Origin of the sequence: Pararhodobacter sp. (assembly GCF_034676075.1) — a bacterium.
Classification (GTDB): Bacteria; Pseudomonadota; Alphaproteobacteria; order Rhodobacterales; family Rhodobacteraceae; genus Pararhodobacter.
Genome location: NZ_JAUCCQ010000006.1, coordinates 76,758 through 96,935, shown reverse-complemented (window position 1 = coordinate 96,935; position 20,178 = coordinate 76,758). Strand labels below are relative to the sequence as shown.

The following is a 20,178-nucleotide window of genomic DNA, read 5'->3' as shown; positions in this document are numbered from 1 at the left end:
CCCTTGAGAAACCCCCGAGGATATTTGGAGAACAAAGATGAAGGTTAAGGGGACGCTAACCTGCAATCTTCGTTCTTAAAATATCCTCGGGGGGTGAATGCCCGCAGGGCAGAGGGGGGCAGAAAGCCCCCCTTCCTTCGTCGGCGCGGCGGCGCGCCGCGCCGCTGGTCGCCCGAGGCGCCCGCGACAGCGGGCAACGAGGGCGAAACCCCTCTGTTACCTGCTTCGCCGCCGTGCCGGCAGTGTGGCCAGCGCGACTCCGGCCAGCACCAGCGCCGACGCCATCCAGGCGGCGGGGCTCAACCGCTCGCCCAGGGTCATTGCCCCGGCGCCCAGGGCGATCACCGGCACGCTCAGCTGTGCCACCGCGGCGCGGGCGGCGCCCAGTCCGGGCAGGACCGCGTACCAGAGCGCATAGCCCAGCCCCGAAGTCACCGCGCCCGACACCGCCGCCAACAGCACGCCCTGGACGCTGGCTTCGCCCCAGCCGACGGGCAGGCAGGCCAGGACCACCAGCGGCACGGCCAGCAGGAAATTCCCCGCCGTCGCGCGCAGAGGTTCCCGGGCCCCGCGTCCCGCCAGCGAATAGAGGCCCCAGCCCAGCGCCGCCGCTGCCATCAGCAGCGCGGGCGTCAGCGCCGGCACCGCCGCCGTCCCGGGCAGCAGCAGTGCCGCCAGCCCCACCAGCGCCACGCCCGCCCCGGCGAAGCGCCGCGCAGGGGGCTTCTCGCCCCCCAGCACCGCCCCCGCCAGCATCGTCACCTGCACCCCGGCGAACAGGATCAGCGCGCCGACGCCCGCGTCGAGCGCCCGGTAGGCCAGCGAGAAGCCCAGCAGATAGAGCGTCAGCCAGAGCGCAGGCAGCAGGTTCTCGCGCCCTGGCCGCACCCGGGTCATCGCCCAGAGGACCGCGGCCCCCGTCACCACGCGGATCAAGGCAAAGGGCAGGGCCTCGATGAGCCCTGCCCCGACCGCTGCCCGGTTCAGCAGCGAATTGGCCGCGAAGGCCACCATCACCAGCGCCGTGAGCAGCGCCAGACGCATCGCCTCAGGCGACCGCTTTCAGCGCCGCGTCGAGGCGGGCCAGCGTGCCGGGGACGTCCTTCAGCTTGTCGAGCCCGAAGAGGCCGATGCGGAAGGTGCGAAAACCCTCGCCTTCGCCGATCATCAGCGGCACGCCCGCGGCGATCTGGTAGCCGGCGGCGGCGAAGGCCGAGCCGTTCTGCAGCTCGGGCCGGTCGGTGTAGCAGACCACGACGCCCGGGGCGCCGAAGCCCTCGGCCGCCAGCGGCTTGTGGCCATAGGCGGCGAGTAGCGCCCGCGCGCCCTTGCCCAGCGCGAATTGCGCGGCCTTGGCGGCATCGAAGCCCATCGCCTTCGTCTCCAGCATCGCGTCGCGGAAGCCCGCCAGCGCGTCGGTGGGCATGGTCGCGTGATAAGCGTGGCCGCCGTCCTCGTAGGCCTTCATGATCGCGCGCCATTTCTTCAGGTCGAGCGCGAAACTGTCCGAGGTGGTGGCTTCCAGCCGCTGTTCGGCCCGCGCGCCCATCACCACGATCCCGGCCGAGGGCGAGGCGCTCCAGCCCTTTTGCGGGGCCGAGACCAGCACATCGACGCCCAGCGCCTTCATGTCGACCCAGGCCGCGCCGGAGGCGATGCAATCCAGCACCATCAGCGCGCCCACTTCATGCGCGGCATCGGCCATCGCCTTGATATAGGCGTCGGGCAGGATCATCCCGGCCGAAGTCTCCACATGGGGCGCGAAGACCGCTTCGGGTTTCTCCGACAGGATCCGGGCGGTGACCTCGGCGATGGGGGCGGGGGCGAAGGGGGCCTCGGTCTCGTTGCCCTGGGGACGGGCGTTCATCACCTCGGTGTCGTCGTTCAGATGGCCCGCGTCGAAGATCGCGCTCCAGCGGAAGCTGAAGAGTCCGTTGCGGACCACCAGGCATTTGCCGCGGCCGAACTGGCGCGCGACCGATTCCATGGCGAAGGTGCCGCCGCCGGGCACCAGCGCCACGGCCGAGCCGTTGTAGACCTCTTTCATCGTGGCCGAGATGTCCTTCATCACGCCCTGAAAGCGCTTGGACATGTGGTTGAGCGAGCGGTCGGTGAAGACGACCGAGAATTCTTCGAGGCCGCCGGCGTCGATGGTGTCATGGAGGGCGGGCATCTCAATCTCCGTGTTTGATGTCGCGCGCACACTAGGGTGTGGCGGGGCCGGGCGCAACGCCGCCCGCAGCCAGAAGGTCGGGCACGGTGACCAGCTGGAAACCCCGCTCGCGCAGCCCGTCGATGATGGCGGGCAGCGCGGCGCGGGTGGCGGCGCGGCTGTCATACATGGCGTGCAGCAGGATGATCGAGCCGGGCCGGGCCTGATCCACGGCGGCGCGGGCGATGCGTTCGGCCCCGGCGTTGGGGTCGCTGTCGGGTTCGACATCCCACATCACCGTCAGCCGGTCCTGCTGCGCCAGCACCCAGGGCAGCGAGAACAGCTTCTTGCCATAGGGCGGGCGGAAGGGCAGCGGCCCCTCGTAGCCCGCCGCCCGAATCGCGTCATCGGTGCGGGCCAGTTCCTGGACGACCTCGGCCGGGCGCATCAGGACCATGCGCTGATGGCTCCAGGAATGGTTGCCCAGCGCGTGACCGGCGGCGACCAGGGCGGCGGTCTCGGCCGGGTGTTCGCTGGCCTCGCGGCCCGTGACGAAGAAGGTGGCGCGCACCCCGCGCCCGGCCAGGATGCCGAGGATCTGGTCGGTGTAATCCGGCGTCGGCCCGTCATCGAAGGTCAGCGCGACCAGGGGGCGATCGGTCTCCACATGGGCGACGAGCCGGCCGAAAAGCTGAAACTCCCGCGCCCGGGACAGCTGCCAGAGGCCCAGCACGAGGGCGGCGACGGCCGCAAGAAGCACCAACCAGCGAGTCATCCCGGCAGTCTGGGCAGGAAGGCGGAAGCCGTCCAGCCGCCCGCGCGGCCATGCGCGGAAGGGTGCCTAGTCAGCCGCCGTGGCCCGCCTGCCAGTCCTCCAGCGCGGCGCGCAGGCGGCGGATCAGCACGCCGCGCGCCTTTTCGTCCCCGGCGCCCGACAGCGCCTCGTTGAGGTCGAGGAACAGTTTCGACACGTCGTTGTGCCAGTCGAGATTGGCCACCGCTGCCGGGTGCAGGCGGGGGGCCGGGCGGTCATGACCCTCGCTCACTTCCTGCGGCCCGTTGGGCGTCAGGAGGTAGCTTGCGTCCAGCGCCGGTTGCAGGACGGGCAGGGGGGCCAGCGCCTCGGCTTCGGTCCGGGCCAGCGCCTCCATCGCCGGGGGCTCGCCATGGGTCAGGAACAGGGCCTGCCGGACGGGCGCGCGGGCGGCGATCCAGGCGGTCAGTTCCGGCCCGTCCGCATGGCCGGAATAGAGGTCGATCACCCGGATCCGGGCGGCGACGTCATAGCCCTCGCCCTGGATACGCACCTGCTTGGCGCCATCGACCAGAAGCCGCCCCAGCGTCCCCTGCGCCTGATAGCCGACGAAGAGCACTGTCGCCGCCTCGGACCAGAGCCAGCGCTTGAGGCGGTGGCGGATGCGTCCGGCCTCGGCCATGCCCGAGGCGGCGATGACGATGTGAAAGCCCTCGACCTGATCGAGGCGCTTCGACTCCTCGACATCCTGGGTGAAATGCAGGTTCGGGTTGTGCAGCCCCTTGGCCAGGGTCGCCCCCTTGTCCAGCGTGCGGCGGTGGCGGTTGAAGACCTCGGTCGCGCGGGCGGCCAGCGGACTGTCCACATAGATCGGGATCGGCGGCAGCACGCCCTCGTCCATCAGCCGCGTGAGATCGGCGATCAGCTCCTGCGCGCGTTCGACGGCGAAGGAGGGGATCAGCAGCACGCCATCGGGGCGGATCGCGGCGCGCACTTCTTCGCCCAGAATCGCGCGGCGCACGTCATCCGAGGCGCCGAGCCGGTCGGTGCCGCCATAGGTGCTTTCGCAGATCAGGTAATCGACGCCCCGGGGCCCGGCGGGATCGGGATGCAGCAGCTTGAAGGCCGGGCCGATATCGCCCGAAAAGCACAGAACCAGCGGCTCGCGATGGCCAGGCACCATCACCTCCAGCTCGACCGAGGCCGAGCCCAGCATATGCCCCGCGTTCCAGAACCGCGCCCTGAGCCCCGGCAGCACCGCGACCCAATCGCCGTAATCATGGCCCCGCATCTGCGCCATGGTCCGGTCGACATCGGCGCCGTCATAGATCGGCGTGACCGCATCCTTCTGCCAGCGGGCACGGCGGCGGTTCAGCTGCTGCACCTCCAGCGCCTGGATATGCGCGGAATCGGGCAGCATGACCCCGCAGAGGTCGACCGTCGCGCGTGTGGCATGGATCACGCCCTGAAATCCATCATGCACCAGCTTCGGCAGAAGCCCGGAATGGTCGATATGGGCATGGGTCAGGACCACGGCGTCGATATCCGTGGGGTCGAAGGGGAAGGGGCGGTAGTTCAGCTCCTTCTCGGTCTTCGAGCCTTGGAACATGCCGCAATCGACAAGGATCGTGCCCGCGGCCGTCTTGAGACGGAAGCACGAGCCGGTGACACCGCGCGCCGCGCCGTGAAAGGTCAGTTCGGGAAAGGACATGGCCACCTCCGCCGCCAGTCTCGCGCCAAGCTGCGGGAACGGCAAGGAAAAACCCCGGCCTTTCGGTCGGGGTTCGGGGTGGTGCCGGTCAGTCGCGGCCGCGGAAGGGTTCGACGTATTGCAGCGCCATGTCCCAGGGGAAGAAGATCCAGGTGTCCTGGCTGACGCCGGTGATGAAGGTGTCGGTCTGCTTCTCGCCCTCGGGCTTGGCATAGACGCAGGCGAAATGCGCCTTGGGATAGAGCTTGCGCACCAGTTCCAGCGTCTTGCCGGTATCCACCAGATCGTCGACGACCAGAATGCCTTCGCCGTCGCCCATCATCTCGGCATTGGGCGACTTGATGACCTGCGCCTCGCGCCGCTGGTCCTCTTTACCGCCGCCGGAATGGTAGGATTTCACGCTGATCGTATCGACGGTGCGGATGTCGAGTTCGCGCGCGACGATCATCGCGGGCGCCATGCCGCCCCGGGTGATCGCCACCACCGCGCGCCAGTTGCCATCGTCCGGGCCGCGGCCCTGCAGGCGCCAGGCCAGCGCGCGCGCGTCGCGGTGCAGCTGGTCCCAGCTGACGTGGAAACCCTTCTCATGAGGCAGGCGGTCGATCATCGGGAACTCCTTCAGCGGGACAGAAGCAGGCGCAGCCCCAGCGCGCCCAGCACCGCCCCCGCGGTCCGGTCGATCCAGAGCTTGGCGCCGAGATAGGCCGCCCGCGCCGCAGGACGCGAGAGGATCAGCGCCAGAAGCGTATAGCCGAGGATCTCCAGCAGGAAATGGGCCGTGACGACGAACGTCGCGTCACCAAGGCCCAGCCCGGCAGGGAAGATCACCACCAGCACGGCAGCGGAAAAGAGCACCGATTTCGGATTGGCGAGGTTGACCAGCAGCCCCGACCCGAAAGCCCGGCTCCAGCGCCGCCGCCCGTCCGACGGGCCCTGACCCAGCGGGCTGCCGGCGTCGCGCCAGATCTGCACGGCGATCCACAGGAGGTACAGCGCCCCCGCCAGCTTCATCGCCGCAAAGGCCCAGGGCACCAGCACGAACAGCGCGCCCAGCCCCGCCAGCGCCGCGGCGGTCCAACCGGCGGCGACCAGCGCCAGCCCGGTGCCGGTGGCGATGCCCGCCCCCAACCCGCCGGTCAGCGTGTTCCTGAGCGCCAGCAGCATCGCCGGACCCGGCACGATGAAGGCCGCGGCCAGGGTCAGCACGAAGGCGGCAAGCTGGGCGGCGGTCATGTCACTCGCCCTTGCGGCCGGTCACGACGTCGATATCGGGCGCGTCCACCGCCTTCATGCCGACGACGTGATAGCCCGCGTCCACATGCAGCGTCTCGCCCGTGGTGCCCGAGCCCAGATCTGACAGCAGGTAAAGCGCGGCCTTGCCGACCTCCTCCTGCGTCACGTTGCGGCGCAAGGGCGAGTTCAGCTCGTTCCACTTCATGATGTAGCGGAAATCGCCGATCCCCGAGGCGGCGAGCGTCTTGATCGGCCCGGCAGAGATGGCGTTGCAGCGGATGCCGTCCTTGCCCAGATCCTCGGCGATATACATGACCGAAGCTTCCAGCGCGGCCTTGGCGATGCCCATCACGTTGTAATGCGGCATGACCTGCTCGGCCCCGTAATAGGTCAGCGTCAGCAGCGAGCCGCCCTTCGGCATCATCGCCGCGGCGCGCTTGGCGACGGCGGTGAAGGAATAGACGGAAATGTCCATCGTCATCAGGAAGTTGGCGTGGCTGGTGTCGACATAGCGGCCGCGCAGCTCGTTCTTGTCGGAAAAGCCGATGGCATGCACCAGGAAGTCGATCTCGGGCCATTCGGCCTGCAGCGCGGCGAACATCGAATCGACCGACTCCATGTTCGAGACGTCGCATTCGAAGAGCCGCGGCGCGCCGAGGCTCTCGGCCAGCGGCACGACCCGCTTCTTCAGCGCTTCGCCCTGATAGCTGAAGGCCAGTTCCGCGCCCTGCGACGCCAGCGCCTGAGCAATGCCCCAGGCGATGGATTTGTCGTTGGCGAGGCCCATGATAAGGCCTTTTTTGCCCGCCATAAGTCCTGCTGACATCGCGCTCTCCGGCTCCTGAGTTTACGTAGGGGCCAGCTTTAGGCCAAAGCCCCTGACGCATCAAGGGCGCGCAGGACTTGCAGCGAGGCCGGGTTTGCTGCGAGTGTCGGCCCCGCGATCCGCCAGCAAGGAAGGCCCGGCCATGAGCGACGACCACGACGACAGCATCCGTACCGGCATCTTCGCGGGCGAGGATCCCTTCGTCATCGCCCGCCGCTGGCTGGCCGAGGCCGAAGAGAGCGAACCGAACGATCCCAATGCGATAGCCCTTGCGACGGTTGATGCCGAGGGGCTGCCGAATGTCCGCATGGTGTTGCTCAAGGAAATCGAGAGCCAGGGCAACGGCGACGGCGCCTTCGTCTTCTATACCAATTACGGCAGCCGCAAGGGGGCCGAGATCGAGGGCGCGGGCAAGGCGGCCTTCGTCATGCACTGGAAGTCGCTGCGCCGACAGATTCGCGTTCGTGGCACCGTGACCCGCGAAGAGGGGCCTCAGGCCGACGCCTATTACGCCAGCCGCTCGCTGCAATCGCGGCTCGGCGCCTGGGCCAGCAAGCAGTCGCAGCCTCTCGAGTCGCGCGGCGCATTGATGGCGGAGGTTGCAAAGATGAGTCTCAAATTCGGCATAAACCCGCCGAGACCTCAGTTCTGGGGTGGATTTCGTCTGCTTCCGGTTGAAATTGAGTTCTGGGCAGATGGCGCCTTCCGGTTGCATGACCGGTTCCGCTTTACACGCAGTCAGGGAACGGGACGATGGACCAATATCCGGCTGAATCCGTGAAATTCACGCTTCGCGAAACGCCTTCCCCTTGCACTTGCTGCAAAATGCGAAGATGCTGACCGCGGTTGGGACTTCTATGGTTGGGAATACGATGGTCGAGGTTGAGCGGGGCCTCCCGCGCGTCCGGGGCAGTGTCAAATGGTTCGACCCTGCGAAAGGGTTCGGGTTCATTGTTGCCGAGTCGGGAGGGCCGGATATTCTGCTGCATGTGAATGCGCTGCGGAATTTCGGGCAGAGTTCGGTATGTGACCGCGCGGGAATCGTGGTCAGTGTGCAGCAGACGCAACGCGGGCTGCAAGCGGTCGAGGTTTTCGAGGTGTCGCCGCCGGATGACGGCGAGGTCGAGATGCCCGAACTGGACCCGGCGGAAGAGCTGCTGACGCTCGAACCGGCGCGGGTGAAATGGTTCGACAAGGTCAAGGGCTTCGGCTTTGCCAATGTCTTCGGCCGGCCCGAGGATGTCTTCATTCACATGGAAGTGCTGCGCAAGTCGGGCTTCGCCGAGCTACAACCCGGTGAGGCCGTGGGCCTGCGCATCGTCGAGGGCGAGCGGGGCCGCATGGCGGTGTCGATCTCGTCGTGGGAAACGGCGTTGCACAAGAAGGAGTGAAGGCGGATGCGTGAGGGGTTGGTCGGCGGCGTGCTGGCGGGGGTCATCGCCCTGGTGATGATGGCGGTTCCGGCGCTGGCGTCGGAGTGCCGCGAGGACCGGGTCCAGCTGCGCAGCGCGCAGGGGACCGCCGCCTTTACCGTCGAGATCGCCGATACCGACGCCGAGCGCGCGCAGGGGCTGATGCATGTGCCCTCGATGCCGCGCTTCAACGGCATGCTCTTCGTCTTCGACCGGCCGCAGCGCGCGGTCTTCTGGATGGAGAACACGCTGATCCCCCTCGATATGCTGTTCATCGACGAGCAGGGTGTGGTCCAGAGCGTGCACGAGAACGCCGTGCCGATGGACCGCACGCCGATCGACGGGGGCGAGGGCATCCGCTACGTCCTCGAGATCAACGGCGGCATGGCCGCGCGCCTGCATCTGGCGCCGGGGGCCGAGCTGCGTCATCCGGCCATCGCGTCGGATCTCGCGGCCTGGCCCTGCGAGTGACCCTTTCCACTTCGCGCGCACTGGTCTAAGAGGCCGGTGACGAGGGATCATCGGGGCGTGGCGCAGTCTGGTAGCGCGACGGTTTTGGGTACCGTAGGTCGTAGGTTCGAATCCTATCGCCCCGACCATCCCGCGTTGAGGAACCGGCCCTGAGGGCAGGGGCCAGATGGTAGAGGCCGCTGCCGCACCTCCCGCGTTTCATTCTTTTTCGATGACTTGGATGGCCCTGCCTCGGTGGCCGGGGTGGAGTGCGCCGTGCGGATGCGCGCCTCGTTGCGGAGCAGCGCAAAGGGTTGCTTTGCGGTCCGGCCGCAGTGCCGCTCCCTCGCCTCAGGCAACCCCGGACCCACGACCGAAACACCAAAGCTGAACTTTCCTTTCGCGCGGAGAACTTGATTTTCCGCGCCCGGCTTTCTTGTCACACTCGTCCGGCATCCCCTGTGGCATCGAAGGATGATCATGACACGAACCGGCGGCCAGCTTCTTGTCGATTGCCTGCTCGCGCTCGGCGCCGAGAAGGGTTTCGGCGTCCCGGGCGAGAGCTATCTGGCGGTGCTGGACGCGCTGCATGACACCAGGGGCCGCCTCGATTTCATCAATTGCCGCAACGAAGGCGGCGCCGCTTTCATGGCTGCTGCCTGGGGCAAGCTGACCGGCAAGCCCGGCCTGTGCTTCGTGACCCGCGGCCCGGGGGCGACCAATGCCTCGATCGGGGTGCATACGGCGATGCAGGACAGCGCGCCGATGATCCTGTTCGTGGGCCAGGTCGGTACGGATATGAAAGGCCGCGAGGCGTTTCAGGAACTCGATTACCGCGCGGTCTTCGGCTCGATGGCGAAAGGGGCGGTCGAAATCGACAGCGCCGACCGCGTCCCCGAGATCCTGGCCCGCGCCTGGACCACGGCGACCACCGGCCGCCCCGGCCCGGTGGTCATCGCGTTGCCCGAGGACATGCTGACCAGCCCCACGGAAGCCTCGCCTCTGACCGGCCCCGCCTTCGTCGCCGAAGCCGCGCCCTCAGCCGCCACGATGGACCGGGTGCGGGCGATCCTGGGCGACGCCCGGCGCCCGCTGATCCTGACCGGCGGCTGCAACTGGACGGCCGAGGGCAGTGCCGCACTGCAGGCCTTCGCCGAGGCCAGCGACATCCCGGTCGTCGCCGCCTTCCGCTTTCAGGACCAGTACGACAATTCCTCGCCGGTCTATGTCGGCGAGGCCGGGGTCGGCATGAACCCGAACGTTCGCCAGGTAGTCGGTGAGGCCGATGTGATCCTCGCCCTCAACATCCGGTTCGGCGAGATGACGACGGATGGCTATACGCTCCTCGACGTGCCGGTGCCGAAACAGTGGCTGATCCATGTCCACGCCTCCCCGGCCGAGATCGGCAAGATCTATCAGCCCGAGCTGGGCGTGCAGGCCGGCCCCAACGCCTTCGCCATGGCGATGAGCCCGGTGCAGGGCCCCTGGTCCGAGTGGCGCGCCAAGGCGCGGGATGAGTGGGAGGGCGGTTTCGCTCTGCCGCCGCAGCCCTCGCCTGTCGATATGGGCGAGGTCACGGTGCATCTGCGCGACGTGCTGCCCGAGGATGTCATTCTGACCAATGGCGCGGGGAACTTCACCGTCTGGCCGAACAAGTTCTTCAAGTTCGGCCCGCGCGCGCGCCTGCTCGCGCCCCAATCGGGCGCCATGGGCTATGGCCTGCCCGCCGCCATCGCCGCCAGGATCGCCGACCCGGCGCGCCGGGTGGTCTGCTTTGCCGGGGACGGCGATTTTCAGATGAATTGTCAGGAACTTGCGACCGCCGCGCAATATGGCGCGCAGCCGATCGTCCTGATCCTGAACAACGGCATCTATGGCACGATCCGCGCCCATCAGGAGCGGCATTATCCCGCCCGCGTCTCGGGTACCGACATGATCAACCCCGATTTCGTGGTGCTCGCCAAGGCCTATGGGTTCCACGCCGAACACGTCGCCACGACCGAGGATTTCGCCCCGGCCTTCGCCCGGGCGCTGGCCTCGCCAACCGGGGCAGTGCTGGATCTCAACATTTCGCCCGAAGCCCTGACGCCCCGCCAGACGCTCAGCCAGATGCGCGCGGCGGCCCTTGCCCGGAAGGCCGCGCCATGACCTCTTCGATCCGACTGGGGGCCGATATCGGCGGCACCTTCACCGATATCGCGCTGGAATACCGCGGTGCGATCCACTCGACCAAGGTGCTGACCAGCTATGCCGCGCCGGAACAGGCGATCCTCGACGGGATCGACATCGTTCTGGCCGAGACCGGGATCGGCTATGCGGATCTGGAGATCGTGATCCACGGCACGACGCTGGCCACCAACGCACTGATCGAGCGGCGGGGCGCCAGGACCGCCTTCGTCACGACCGAGGGCTTTCGCGACGTGATCGAGATGCGGACCGAAAGCCGCTTCGACCAATACGACCTGAATATCCAGCTGCCCAAGCCGCTGGTCCCGCGCGAGGATCGCTTTGCCGTGGCGGGACGGATCGGCGCACAGGGGCAGGAGCTGGCGCCGCTGGACGAGGTGGCGCTGGCGGCGGTGGCCGAGCGGATCGCGGCGGGCGGCTATGGTGCCGTGGCCATCGGCTTCATCCATTCCTACCTCAACCCCGCGCATGAGCGTCGGGCGCGCGAGATCATCGCCGCGCGCTGCGATCTGCCGATTTCCCTCTCCAGCGAAGTCTCGCCGCAGATGCGGGAGTTCGAGCGGTTCAACACGGTCTGCGCCAATGCCTATGTCCGGCCGCAGATGGCCAGCTATCTGGAGCGGCTGCAGATCCGGCTGAAGGAGAAGGGCGCGACCTGCCCGGTGTTCATGATCCACTCGGGCGGTGGTCTTGTCTCGGTCGAGACGGCGGCCGAATTCCCGGTTCGGCTGGTCGAATCCGGGCCTGCGGGGGGCGCGATCTTCGCCGCCGATGTGGCGCGGCGCTTCGGGTTGGAGAGGGTCGTCAGCTATGACATGGGCGGCACCACCGCCAAGATCTGCCTGATCGAGGATTTCTCGCCCAAGACCGCGCGGACCTTCGAGGTGGCGCGGACCACGCGCTTCGCCAAGGGCTCGGGCATGCCCGTCTCGATCCCGGTGATCGAAATGATCGAGATTGGCGCGGGCGGCGGCTCGCTGGCCTGGGTCGATGCGATGGGCCGCATCCAGACCGGCCCCGAAAGCGCGGGGTCCGAGCCCGGGCCAGCCTGCTATCAGCGGGGCGGGGCGCGTCCGGCGATCACCGATGCCGATCTGGTGCTGGGCAAGATCGACCCCGACAATTTCGCGGGCGGTGCCATCGCGCTGTCGCAGCAGCTGGCCGAGGCCGCGATCCTGGGCGCGGTGGGCGAGCGGCTGGGCCTCGACGCCGGGGCCGCGGCCTTCGGCATCGGCGAGGTTGTGGACGAGAACATGGCCAACGCTGCTCGGGTCCACGCCGTCGAGAATGGCAAGAACATCTCGGACAACATCATGGTTGCCTTCGGGGGCGCCGCGCCGCTTCATGCCGCGCGGCTCTGCGAGAAGCTGGGCATTGCCGAATGCCTGATCCCGCCCGGCGCGGGTGTGGGCTCGGCGATCGGCTTCCTCAAGGCGCCCTTCGGCTACGAGGCGCTGGCCTCGCGCGTGATCGGGCTTTCCAGCTTCGACGCGGGGCAGGTCAACGCCCTGATCGCCGACCTGAAAGCCACCGCCGAGGGCTTCGTGCGGCAGGGAACCGACGGCGCGATCCTGGCCGAGATCACCGCCTTCATGCGCTACCGCGGGCAGGGATGGGAGATCCCGGTGCCGCTGCCCGACCGCCCCTTCACCGCGGAGGACGCCGCCCTGATCGGCGCCGATTTCCGCGCGGCCTATGCGCGGTTCTTCGGCCGGGCCATCGACGGCTTGTCGGGGCTCGAGGTGGAGATCGTCACCCTGTCCGTCAAGGCGATGGACGAACGCCCCGCACCGGAGCGTGCCACGATCACCCGCGGCACCCGGACTCACGCCCCGACCCGGCACCGCGCGGTCTTCGACCCGGCGGCGGCGCGGCATCTCGACACCGCCATCGTTGCCCGCGCCGACCTTTCCCCGGGCGACCGCATCAGCGGCCCCGCCGTCATCACCGAGCGCGAGACCTCGACCATCGTCACCTCGCCCTTCGATATCGTCATGCAGCCTGACGGCTCGCTGCTCCTCCTGCGCAAGGATATGGCCGATGAGTGACCAGACCCGCGAGATCCGCCTGCAGGTCATGTGGAACCGCCTGATTTCCGTGGTCGAGGAACAGGCGATGACGCTGCTGCGCACCGCCTTCTCGACCTCGGTCCGGGAAGCCGGCGACCTCTCCGCCGGGGTCTTCGATCCTCAGGGCCGGATGCTGGCGCAGGCCGTGACCGGCACGCCGGGCCACGTCAACACGATGGCCGAGGCGGTCCTGCATTTCGCCCGGGAAATCGGCTACGACGACATGTACCCGGGCGACACCTATGTCACCAACGACCCCTGGAAGGGGACCGGGCATCTGCACGACATCACCATGGTCTCGCCCAGCTTCAAGGGCGACCGGCTGGTCGGCTTCTTCGCCTGCACGGCGCATGTGGTCGACGTGGGCGGGCGCGGCTTCGGGGCGGACGCCAAGACCGTCTACGAGGAAGGGATCCAGATCCCGATCATGAAATTCGCCGAGCGCGGCGTCGTGAACAAGGATCTGGTGCGGATGCTGCGCGCCAATGTGCGCGAGCCCAATCAGGTGGTCGGCGATTTCTACTCGCTCGCCGCCTGCAACGACGTCGGTCACCGGCGACTGATCGCCATGATGGAGGAGATCGGACTTGAGACGCTCGACGACCTCGGCGCCTTCATCTTCGAGCGCACGCGTAGCGCCACGCTGGAACGGATCGCCGCGCTGCCCCGTGGCGCCTGGACCAATACGCTGGTCACGGACGGCTACGACCAGCCGGTGACGCTGAAAGCCACGCTCGAGACGCGCGGCGATACGGTGAACGTGGATTTCACCGGCACCGATGCGCCCAGCCGCTGGGGCATCAATGTGCCGATCATCTACACCAAGGCCTACGCCTGCTACGCGATGAAATGCGTGATCGCGCCGGACATCCCGAACAACTGGGCCTCGCTGGAGCCCTTCACCATCTCGTCGCCGGTCAACATCCTGAACGCCGAACGCCCGGCGCCGGTCAGCCTGCGGCATGTCTTCGGCCATATGGTGCCGGATCTGGTACTGGGGGCGTTGGCGCAGGCACTGCCCGGGAAGATCCTGGCGGAGGGGGCCGGGGCTTTGTGGAACATCCATATGTCCGTGCGTCCGGTCCCGGGGCAGGAGGGCCAGCGGGCAGAGATCCTGATGTTCAACTCGGGCGGCATGGGCGCGCGGCCGGGGCTGGACGGGCTGTCCTCGACCGCCTTCCCCTCGGGCGTGATGACCATGCCGATCGAGGCCACGGAACACACCGGCCCCATCGTCATCTGGCGCAAGGAGCTGCGGCCGGATTCGGGCGGCGACGGCGAATTCCGGGGCGGCCTGGGCCAGGTGATCGAGATCGAACCGGCGCCGGGCCATGAATTCGATTTCTCGGCCATGTTCGACCGCATCCACCACCCGGCGCGTGGCCGAGACGGCGGGGAGGATGGCGTGGCGGGCTCGGCCTCGCTGGACGATGGGACGGTGCTGAAACCGAAGGGCTGGCAGCATGTGCCCGCCGGGCGCAGGCTGGTTCTGGAACTGCCAGGCGGCGGCGGCTATGGCGATCCGGCCAGGCGCCCGGATGCGGCGCGGGCGAACGACCTGTCGAAGGGCTATGTCACGAAGGGGCGGAAATGAGCTATGTCGCGAGCCGCCTGTCGGCGGTGAAACCCTCGGCCTCGATGGCGGCCTCGCTGGCCGCCAAGGCGCTGCGGGCCAAGGGCGTCGATGTCATCGACCTCGGGCTGGGCGAGCCGGATTTCCCGACGCCCCGCCACATCATCGACGCCGCCCATGAGGCCGCACTCAGGGGCGAGACGCTTTACACCGCCGCCGGAGGCACGCCCGCGTTGCGGCAGGCGGTGGCCGACAAGTTCCGGCGTGAGAACGGGCTCGATTACAGCGCCGACGAGATCGTCGTGGCCAATGGCGCCAAGCAGATCATCTTCAACGCGCTGATGGCGACGCTGAACGAGGGGGACGAGGCCGTGCTGCCCGCGCCCTATTTCGTCAGCTACCCCGAGATGGTGAAGCTCTTGGGCGGTGTCCCCGTCACCCCGGTCTGCGGCGCGGATTCCGGCTTTCGCCTGACGCCTGCGGCGCTGGAGGCGGCGATCATGCCCCGCACGAAATGGCTGTTCCTGAACATGCCCGGCAATCCCTCGGGCGCGGTCTATGGCATGGACGAGCTGAAGGCGCTGGGCGCGGTGCTGGCCCGGCATCCGCAGGTGCTGATCCTGTCGGACGAGATCTACGAACACATTCTGTTCGACGGCCGCGCCTTCGTCAGCTTCGGTCAGGCCTGCCCGGAATTGCGCGACCGGACGCTTGTCGTGAACGGCGTCGCCAAGGCCTATGCCATGACCGGCTGGCGGGTGGGCTATGCCGCGGGTCCGGCGCCGTTGGTGAAGGCGATGAACACGGTGCAGAGCCAGTCCTGCACCTCGGTCGCGGCGCCGATGCAGGCGGCGGCGCTGGCGGCGCTGACCGGCCCGCAGGAGTGCGTGGCCGAGTTCCGCGCGGCCTTCGAGCGGCGGCGCGATCTGGTCGTGGCGGGCGTGGCCGCGATCCCCGGCCTGACCCTGCCGCCGCCCGAAGGCGCCTTCTACGCCTATATCGGCTGCGCCGGGCTGATCGGCAAACGCACGCCCGAGGGCGCGATCCTGACCAACGACACCGACGTCGTGGCCTATCTGCTGAACGCGGGCCATGTCAGTTCGGTCCCCGGCGGCGCCTATGGCGTCTCGCCCTATTTCCGCATCTCGACCGCCACCGCCGATGCGGTGCTGGTCGAGGCGCTTTCGCGGATCGGCAATGCCGTCGCCGCGCTGACGGAGGCCTGAGATGAGCACCCCCTTCGACACGATCCTGATCACCGGCGCCGCCGGGCGGCTGGGCTCCGAACTCCGCCGCGGCCTGAAGCCGCTCGCGCGCAAACTGCGGCTGGCCGATGTGACCGGGATCGCCGACCTTGCCCCGAACGAGGAAGCCGCCACCTTCGACCTGGCCGATGAAGCGGCGGTCATGGCGGCGGTCGAGGGCGTCGATGCCATCGTCCATTTCGGCGGCGCGCCGCTGGAACGGCCCTGGCAGGAAGTCCTCGATTCCAACATCCGCGGCAGCTACCACATCTATGAGGCGGCGCGGAAACACGGTGTGAAGCGCGTGATCTACGCCTCGTCGGTCCACGCGATCGGCTATCACGCCCTGACCGACCACATCGACGCGACTGCGCCCCACCGTCCCGACAGCCTCTATGGTCTGTCGAAATGCTTCGTCGAGGATCTGGGCCGGCTCTATTGGGACAAGTTCGGCATCGAAAGCGTGATGCTGCGCATCTTCTCGTCCTTCCCCGAGCCCGCCGACCGACGCATGCTGTGGTCCTGGCTCTCGTTCGAGGATTGCAACCGGCTGGTGAGGGCGGCGCTGACCGCGCCCAGCGTCGGTTTCACCATCTCATTCGGCATGTCCGACAACACGGTCAAGCCGGTGGACAACCGTCTGGCCGGGCATCTGGGCTACCAGCCGCAGGACAACACCGAAGCCTACCGCGCGGGTGTCGAGGCGCGGGTGCCCCGCCCGGACGGCACCGCCCCCGCCGTGCAATGCCTGGGCGGCTGGTTCGTCGACCTTGGCCATCCTGACGATGAGGCGCAGAAGTGAAAGCGTCCTATGACGTGGTGATCGTGGGCGGGGCCGTCATCGGCTCGTCCGTCGCCTATTTCCTGGCCGCGAACCCGGATTTCACCGGCTCGGTCTTGGTGGTCGAACGTGACCCGACCTATCGCCAAGCCGCGACCTCGCTGTCGGCCGCGTCGATCCGGGTGCAGTTTTCCAACCCGATCAATGTGAAGATCAGCCAGTTCGGCAGCGCCTTCATCCGGGATTTCGCCCGCACCATGCAGGTGCCGGGCGAGGCTGCGCCGGATCTCAACTTCCGCAAGGGCGGCTATCTGTTCCTTGCCGGCACGCCCGAACAGGAACAGACCCTGCGCGAGAACCACGCCGTTCAGCGCGCCTGCGGGGCGGATGTCGTCCTGTGGAACGCCGAGGAACTGGCGCAGGCCTTCCCGCATCTCAACGTCGCGGATGTGCGGCTGGCGAGCTATGGCCAGTCGGGCGAGGGGTGGTTTTCCAACACCGGCCTGATGAACGGCTTCCGGGCCAAGGCGCGCGCGCTGGGCGTCGATTACGTCACGGACGAGGCGGTCGCCATCACCCGGACCGGGGCGCGCGTGGCCTCGGTCACGCTGAAATCGGGCGCGGTGGTGGGGGCGGGGACCGTGGTCAACGCCTCGGGTCCCCGGGCGGCGCTGACGGCGCGGATGGCGGGGCTGGACGTGCCGGTCGAACCCCGCAAACGCACGCTCTTCGTCTTCGATTGCGCGACGACGCCGGAGGGGAGCGCCACCGTCAACGAGGGCCATCTGCCCCTGATGATCGACCCCTCGGGCGTCTTCTGCCGACCCGAGGGGCGCTATTTCCTGACCGGCTGCCCGCCGGTCGAGGATCCGGCCGCCGATTGGGACGATTTCGAGCCGCGCTACGAGGAATTCGAGGAGATCATCTGGCCCGCGCTGGCCGAACGTTCGCCTGCCTTCGAGGCGATCAAGGTCGTCAACCGCTGGGCCGGGCATTACGATTTCAACGTGCTCGACCACAACCTGATCGTCGGCCGCCACCCGGAGGTGGAGAATTTCATCTTCGCCAACGGCTTCTCGGGGCACGGCCTGCAGCAGGGTCCGGCGGCAGGGCGGGGGGTGGCCGAGCTGATCGCCTATGGCGGATTCCGCACCCTCGACCTGAGCGAGGTGGGCTATGAACGGATCGTGGAAAACCGGCCCTTCCTGGAGAAGGCGGTGATCTGAGCCGGGCTTCCGGCCACAGCGAGGGAACGAGAGGGCGATGGACACAATCCTCATCACGGGCGCGACAAGCGGGATCGGCCGGGCCATGGCCGTGACGCTGGCAGGGGCGGGCTATGGGGTGCTGGCCTTGGGTCGCAACCGCGCCGCGCTGGAGGCCTTGAGCGCCGAGGCGCCGGGCGTCGAGGGGCTGGCGCTGGATCTGGCCGACCGCGCGGGGCTGACGGCGGCACTCGATGGCCGCCGGATCGACGTCCTGGTCAATAATGCGGGCATGATGCCGGTGCCCGGCGCCTTTGCCAGCATGGACGCCGACGCCATCGACCGGACCCTGGCTCTGAACCTGGGCCATACGCTGTGGCTGACCCGGCTGCTGCTGCCCGGCATGCTGGCGCGGGGGACGGGGCATCTGGTCTTCACCGGCTCCTCGGCCGCGCATGCCCCGGGGGCAGGGTTCGCCGCCTATGCCGCCTCTAAAGCCGGGATCGCCGCTTTCGCTACCGCGCTCAGGGCCGAGGTTTCACCCCGGGGCCTGCGCGTCACCGAGCTGGTGCCCGGCCGGGTCGAGACCGGGCTCTATACCGGCGTCCTGCCCGAGGAGGCGCGGGCGGCGATGTATCAGGACGGCAATGCCCTGCAGCCGCAGGACGTGGCCGACATGCTGCTGGCGCTCATCCGGCTGCCCGCCCGCGCCTCGGTCACGCGGCTCGACCTGATGCCGACGCGCCCGGTTTCTCCCGTCCCCCTGTCATGAGGAACGAAATGCAGGATCTGAGCTGGGTCATCGTCGGCGGCGCCTCGGGCCTTGGCGCCCTGCTGGCCGAGATGGCGGCCGAGGCGGGGGCGCGCGCCGTCGGCATCATCGACATCGACGGCGCGGCGGCCGAGGCCGCGCTGGCCCCGGCCCGCGCCAGGGGCCTGACCACCGCCTTCGCCGCCTGCGACATCCGCACTGCCCCGGCCTGCAACGACGCTTTCGCGACGGTGGCCGGGGCGCTGGGCCGGGTCGACACGCTGGTCAATTCGGCCGCGATCTATCCGCGCCGCCCGACCCTGGGCGTCACGGACGAGGATTGGGACCTGTCCAACGCCATCAACATCAAGGGCACCTATCACATGATGGTTGCGGCCATCGCCCATATGCGGGCGCAGGAACCGCGCGCGCATATCCGCGGGCGGATCGTCAACATCACCTCGGTCGATGCCTTCAAGGCGCATCCCAGCAACATCCATTACGCGGCGACCAAGGCGGCGGTGGTCAGCCTGACCCGCTCGATCGCCGATCACGTGGCGCCTGACGGCATCCTGGTCAATTCGGTGGCCCCGGCCGGGATGGCGACGGAAAAGGCCCGTCAGGCCGGGTTCCTGCCGGAACTGGCCAAGGCCAGCCCGCTGGGCCGTGGCGCGCTGCCGCGCGAGATCGCCGAATGGGTGCTGGTCGCGGGCGGGCCGAAGAACACCTACATGACCGGCGAGAACATCATCGTCTCGGGGGGCTATATCTACGCCTGACGGGACAGGGGGCGACAAAGCTGGGCTTTCGGGTTCAGGGCGGCACCAGCCCTCCGGCGCTTTGCCTCGTCGGCCCGAACGCGCTATGACCAGACGACAGAACTTTCGCCCCCCGAAGATGGAGGTCCCCGTGACGGGCCGCGTGCGTCTGCCCTCGCTCAATGCGCTGCGGGTGTTTCACGCGGTGGCGCGCTCGCGGTCGCTGGTCAAGGCGGCCGAGGAGTTGCGCGTCTCGCCCCAGGCGGTGGGCCAGCAGATCCGCCAGCTGGAAGAAGCGCTGGGCGTCGCGCTGGTCGAGCGCGAGGGCCGCTCGATCCGCCTGACCGATGCGGCGATCGCGCTTTCCTACCATGTCCGCGCCGGGTTCGACGAATTCGAAGAGGGGATCCGCCGCATCACCACCGCCTCGGATCGGCCGCGCATCGCCTTCAACGTCAGCCCCTATTTCGGCACCCGCTACCTGATGCCGCGCCTCGGCGATTTCCGCAAAGCCGTGCCCGATGCCGAGATCGTGCTGACCACGCTGATCGACCTCGTGGACCTCGAACGCGACGAGATCGACCTAGCGGTGCAATGGGGCTACGGCGACCGCAAGGATGTGCAAAGCCACCTGCTGCTGCGCGATCCCAAGGTGATCTGCTGCCACCCCGATCTGGCCCGGGCGATCCAAGGCCCCGCCGATCTGGTGACGGTCGGCCTGTTGCAGCCCTCGCGCTCGACGCGGCTCTGGCCCGATATCCTGTTGTATCTGGGTTTGACGGTGCCGAAGCTGGACCGCCAGCTGACCTTCGACGATTCCGCCACCATGCGCCGCGCGGCGCAGCAGGGGCTGGGCGTGGGCCTCGTCTCGCGCATCGACGCCGAGGAGGATCTTGCCGCGGGCAGGCTGGTCGCGCCGCTGGGGCTCGACGCGCTGGTCGGCATGCCCGAGGCGGCGATCCCCGGCTTCTATGTGATCAGCACCAGGCCCCGGCTGCGCGTCAAGCCGGTTGCGGCATTGCACCGCTGGTTGCTGGAGCAGGATTGGTCCCGCCCCTGAAAGGTGGTTAGG

The 20,178-nt window shown here is 68.3% G+C and carries 19 protein-coding genes and 1 tRNA gene; 13 read left to right on the top strand and 7 right to left on the bottom strand.

What is annotated here, in order from left to right; all coding sequences use genetic code 11:
- Positions 1–216: 216 nt before the first annotated feature.
- From VDQ18_RS04280 to fabI, 7 genes are all read right to left on the bottom strand, one after another.
- Positions 217–1,044, bottom strand: a complete 828-nt coding sequence (locus VDQ18_RS04280) for a DMT family transporter (protein WP_323019779.1) — start codon at positions 1,042–1,044, stop codon at positions 217–219.
- 4 nt (positions 1,045–1,048) lie between these two features.
- Positions 1,049–2,173 (bottom strand): aminotransferase class V-fold PLP-dependent enzyme, encoded by a 1,125-nt coding sequence (locus VDQ18_RS04275; RefSeq protein WP_323019778.1) that lies wholly within the window; start codon positions 2,171–2,173, stop codon positions 1,049–1,051.
- A 31-nt stretch (positions 2,174–2,204) separates the two neighbouring features.
- The gene (locus VDQ18_RS04270) at positions 2,205–2,927 is read right to left on the bottom strand and encodes a polysaccharide deacetylase family protein (RefSeq protein WP_323019777.1); all 723 of its coding nucleotides are present in this window, start codon (positions 2,925–2,927) and stop codon (positions 2,205–2,207) included.
- Between the two features lie 70 nt (positions 2,928–2,997).
- Positions 2,998–4,617 carry an MBL fold metallo-hydrolase gene (locus VDQ18_RS04265; protein WP_323019776.1) on the bottom strand — a complete coding sequence of 540 codons (1,620 nt, stop codon included), beginning with the start codon at positions 4,615–4,617 and terminating at the stop codon, positions 2,998–3,000.
- Positions 4,618–4,705: 88 nt separating this feature from the next.
- On the bottom strand, positions 4,706–5,224 hold the full coding sequence (gene gpt, locus VDQ18_RS04260; protein WP_323019775.1) for a xanthine phosphoribosyltransferase: 519 nt from the start codon (positions 5,222–5,224) through the stop codon (positions 4,706–4,708).
- Positions 5,225–5,235: 11 nt separating this feature from the next.
- Positions 5,236–5,850, bottom strand: a complete 615-nt coding sequence (locus tag VDQ18_RS04255; protein WP_323019774.1) for a LysE family translocator — start codon at positions 5,848–5,850, stop codon at positions 5,236–5,238.
- A gap of 1 nt (position 5,851) precedes the next feature.
- Positions 5,852–6,676 (bottom strand): enoyl-ACP reductase FabI, encoded by an 825-nt coding sequence (gene fabI, locus VDQ18_RS04250; RefSeq protein WP_323019773.1) that lies wholly within the window; start codon positions 6,674–6,676, stop codon positions 5,852–5,854.
- A 142-nt stretch (positions 6,677–6,818) separates the two neighbouring features.
- On the opposite strand from fabI, the gene pdxH reads away from it, so the two are divergent.
- From pdxH to VDQ18_RS04185, 13 genes are all read left to right on the top strand, one after another.
- Positions 6,819–7,457: a pyridoxamine 5'-phosphate oxidase gene (pdxH, locus tag VDQ18_RS04245; RefSeq protein ID WP_323019772.1), complete on the top strand. Its 639-nt coding sequence runs from the start codon at positions 6,819–6,821 to the stop codon at positions 7,455–7,457.
- Between the two features lie 91 nt (positions 7,458–7,548).
- A complete protein-coding gene (locus VDQ18_RS04240; protein WP_323019782.1) occupies positions 7,549–8,067 on the top strand; it encodes a cold shock domain-containing protein in 519 nt (172 codons plus the stop codon).
- A gap of 6 nt (positions 8,068–8,073) precedes the next feature.
- On the top strand, positions 8,074–8,559 hold the full coding sequence (locus tag VDQ18_RS04235; RefSeq protein WP_323019771.1) for a DUF192 domain-containing protein: 486 nt from the start codon (positions 8,074–8,076) through the stop codon (positions 8,557–8,559).
- Between the two features lie 51 nt (positions 8,560–8,610).
- Positions 8,611–8,687, top strand: a tRNA-Pro gene (locus VDQ18_RS04230).
- A 331-nt stretch (positions 8,688–9,018) separates the two neighbouring features.
- Positions 9,019–10,686, top strand: a complete 1,668-nt coding sequence (locus tag VDQ18_RS04225; protein WP_323019770.1) for a thiamine pyrophosphate-binding protein — start codon at positions 9,019–9,021, stop codon at positions 10,684–10,686.
- Positions 10,683–12,773, top strand: coding sequence for a hydantoinase/oxoprolinase family protein (locus tag VDQ18_RS04220; protein WP_323019769.1), 2,091 nt, complete (start codon positions 10,683–10,685; stop codon positions 12,771–12,773). Before VDQ18_RS04225 ends, VDQ18_RS04220 begins: the two co-directional genes overlap by 4 nt.
- The gene (locus VDQ18_RS04215; RefSeq protein ID WP_323019768.1) at positions 12,766–14,388 is read left to right on the top strand and encodes a hydantoinase B/oxoprolinase family protein; all 1,623 of its coding nucleotides are present in this window, start codon (positions 12,766–12,768) and stop codon (positions 14,386–14,388) included. Before VDQ18_RS04220 ends, VDQ18_RS04215 begins: the two co-directional genes overlap by 8 nt.
- The gene (locus VDQ18_RS04210; RefSeq protein WP_323019767.1) at positions 14,385–15,593 is read left to right on the top strand and encodes a pyridoxal phosphate-dependent aminotransferase; all 1,209 of its coding nucleotides are present in this window, start codon (positions 14,385–14,387) and stop codon (positions 15,591–15,593) included. The genes VDQ18_RS04215 and VDQ18_RS04210 overlap by 4 nt, the downstream gene beginning before the upstream one ends.
- A gap of 1 nt (position 15,594) precedes the next feature.
- Entirely contained in the window at positions 15,595–16,413 is an 819-nt protein-coding gene (locus VDQ18_RS04205) for an NAD(P)-dependent oxidoreductase (RefSeq protein ID WP_323019766.1), read from the top strand.
- A complete protein-coding gene (locus VDQ18_RS04200) occupies positions 16,410–17,618 on the top strand; it encodes an FAD-binding oxidoreductase (RefSeq protein WP_323019765.1) in 1,209 nt (402 codons plus the stop codon). Before VDQ18_RS04205 ends, VDQ18_RS04200 begins: the two co-directional genes overlap by 4 nt.
- Positions 17,619–17,655: 37 nt before the next feature.
- Complete coding sequence (locus VDQ18_RS04195; protein WP_323019764.1) at positions 17,656–18,369, top strand: SDR family oxidoreductase; 714 nt, start codon at positions 17,656–17,658, stop codon at positions 18,367–18,369.
- Between the two features lie 8 nt (positions 18,370–18,377).
- On the top strand, positions 18,378–19,127 hold the full coding sequence (locus tag VDQ18_RS04190; RefSeq protein WP_323019763.1) for an SDR family oxidoreductase: 750 nt from the start codon (positions 18,378–18,380) through the stop codon (positions 19,125–19,127).
- Between the two features lie 130 nt (positions 19,128–19,257).
- Positions 19,258–20,166: a LysR substrate-binding domain-containing protein gene (locus tag VDQ18_RS04185; protein ID WP_323019762.1), complete on the top strand. Its 909-nt coding sequence runs from the start codon at positions 19,258–19,260 to the stop codon at positions 20,164–20,166.
- Positions 20,167–20,178 lie beyond the last annotated feature (12 nt).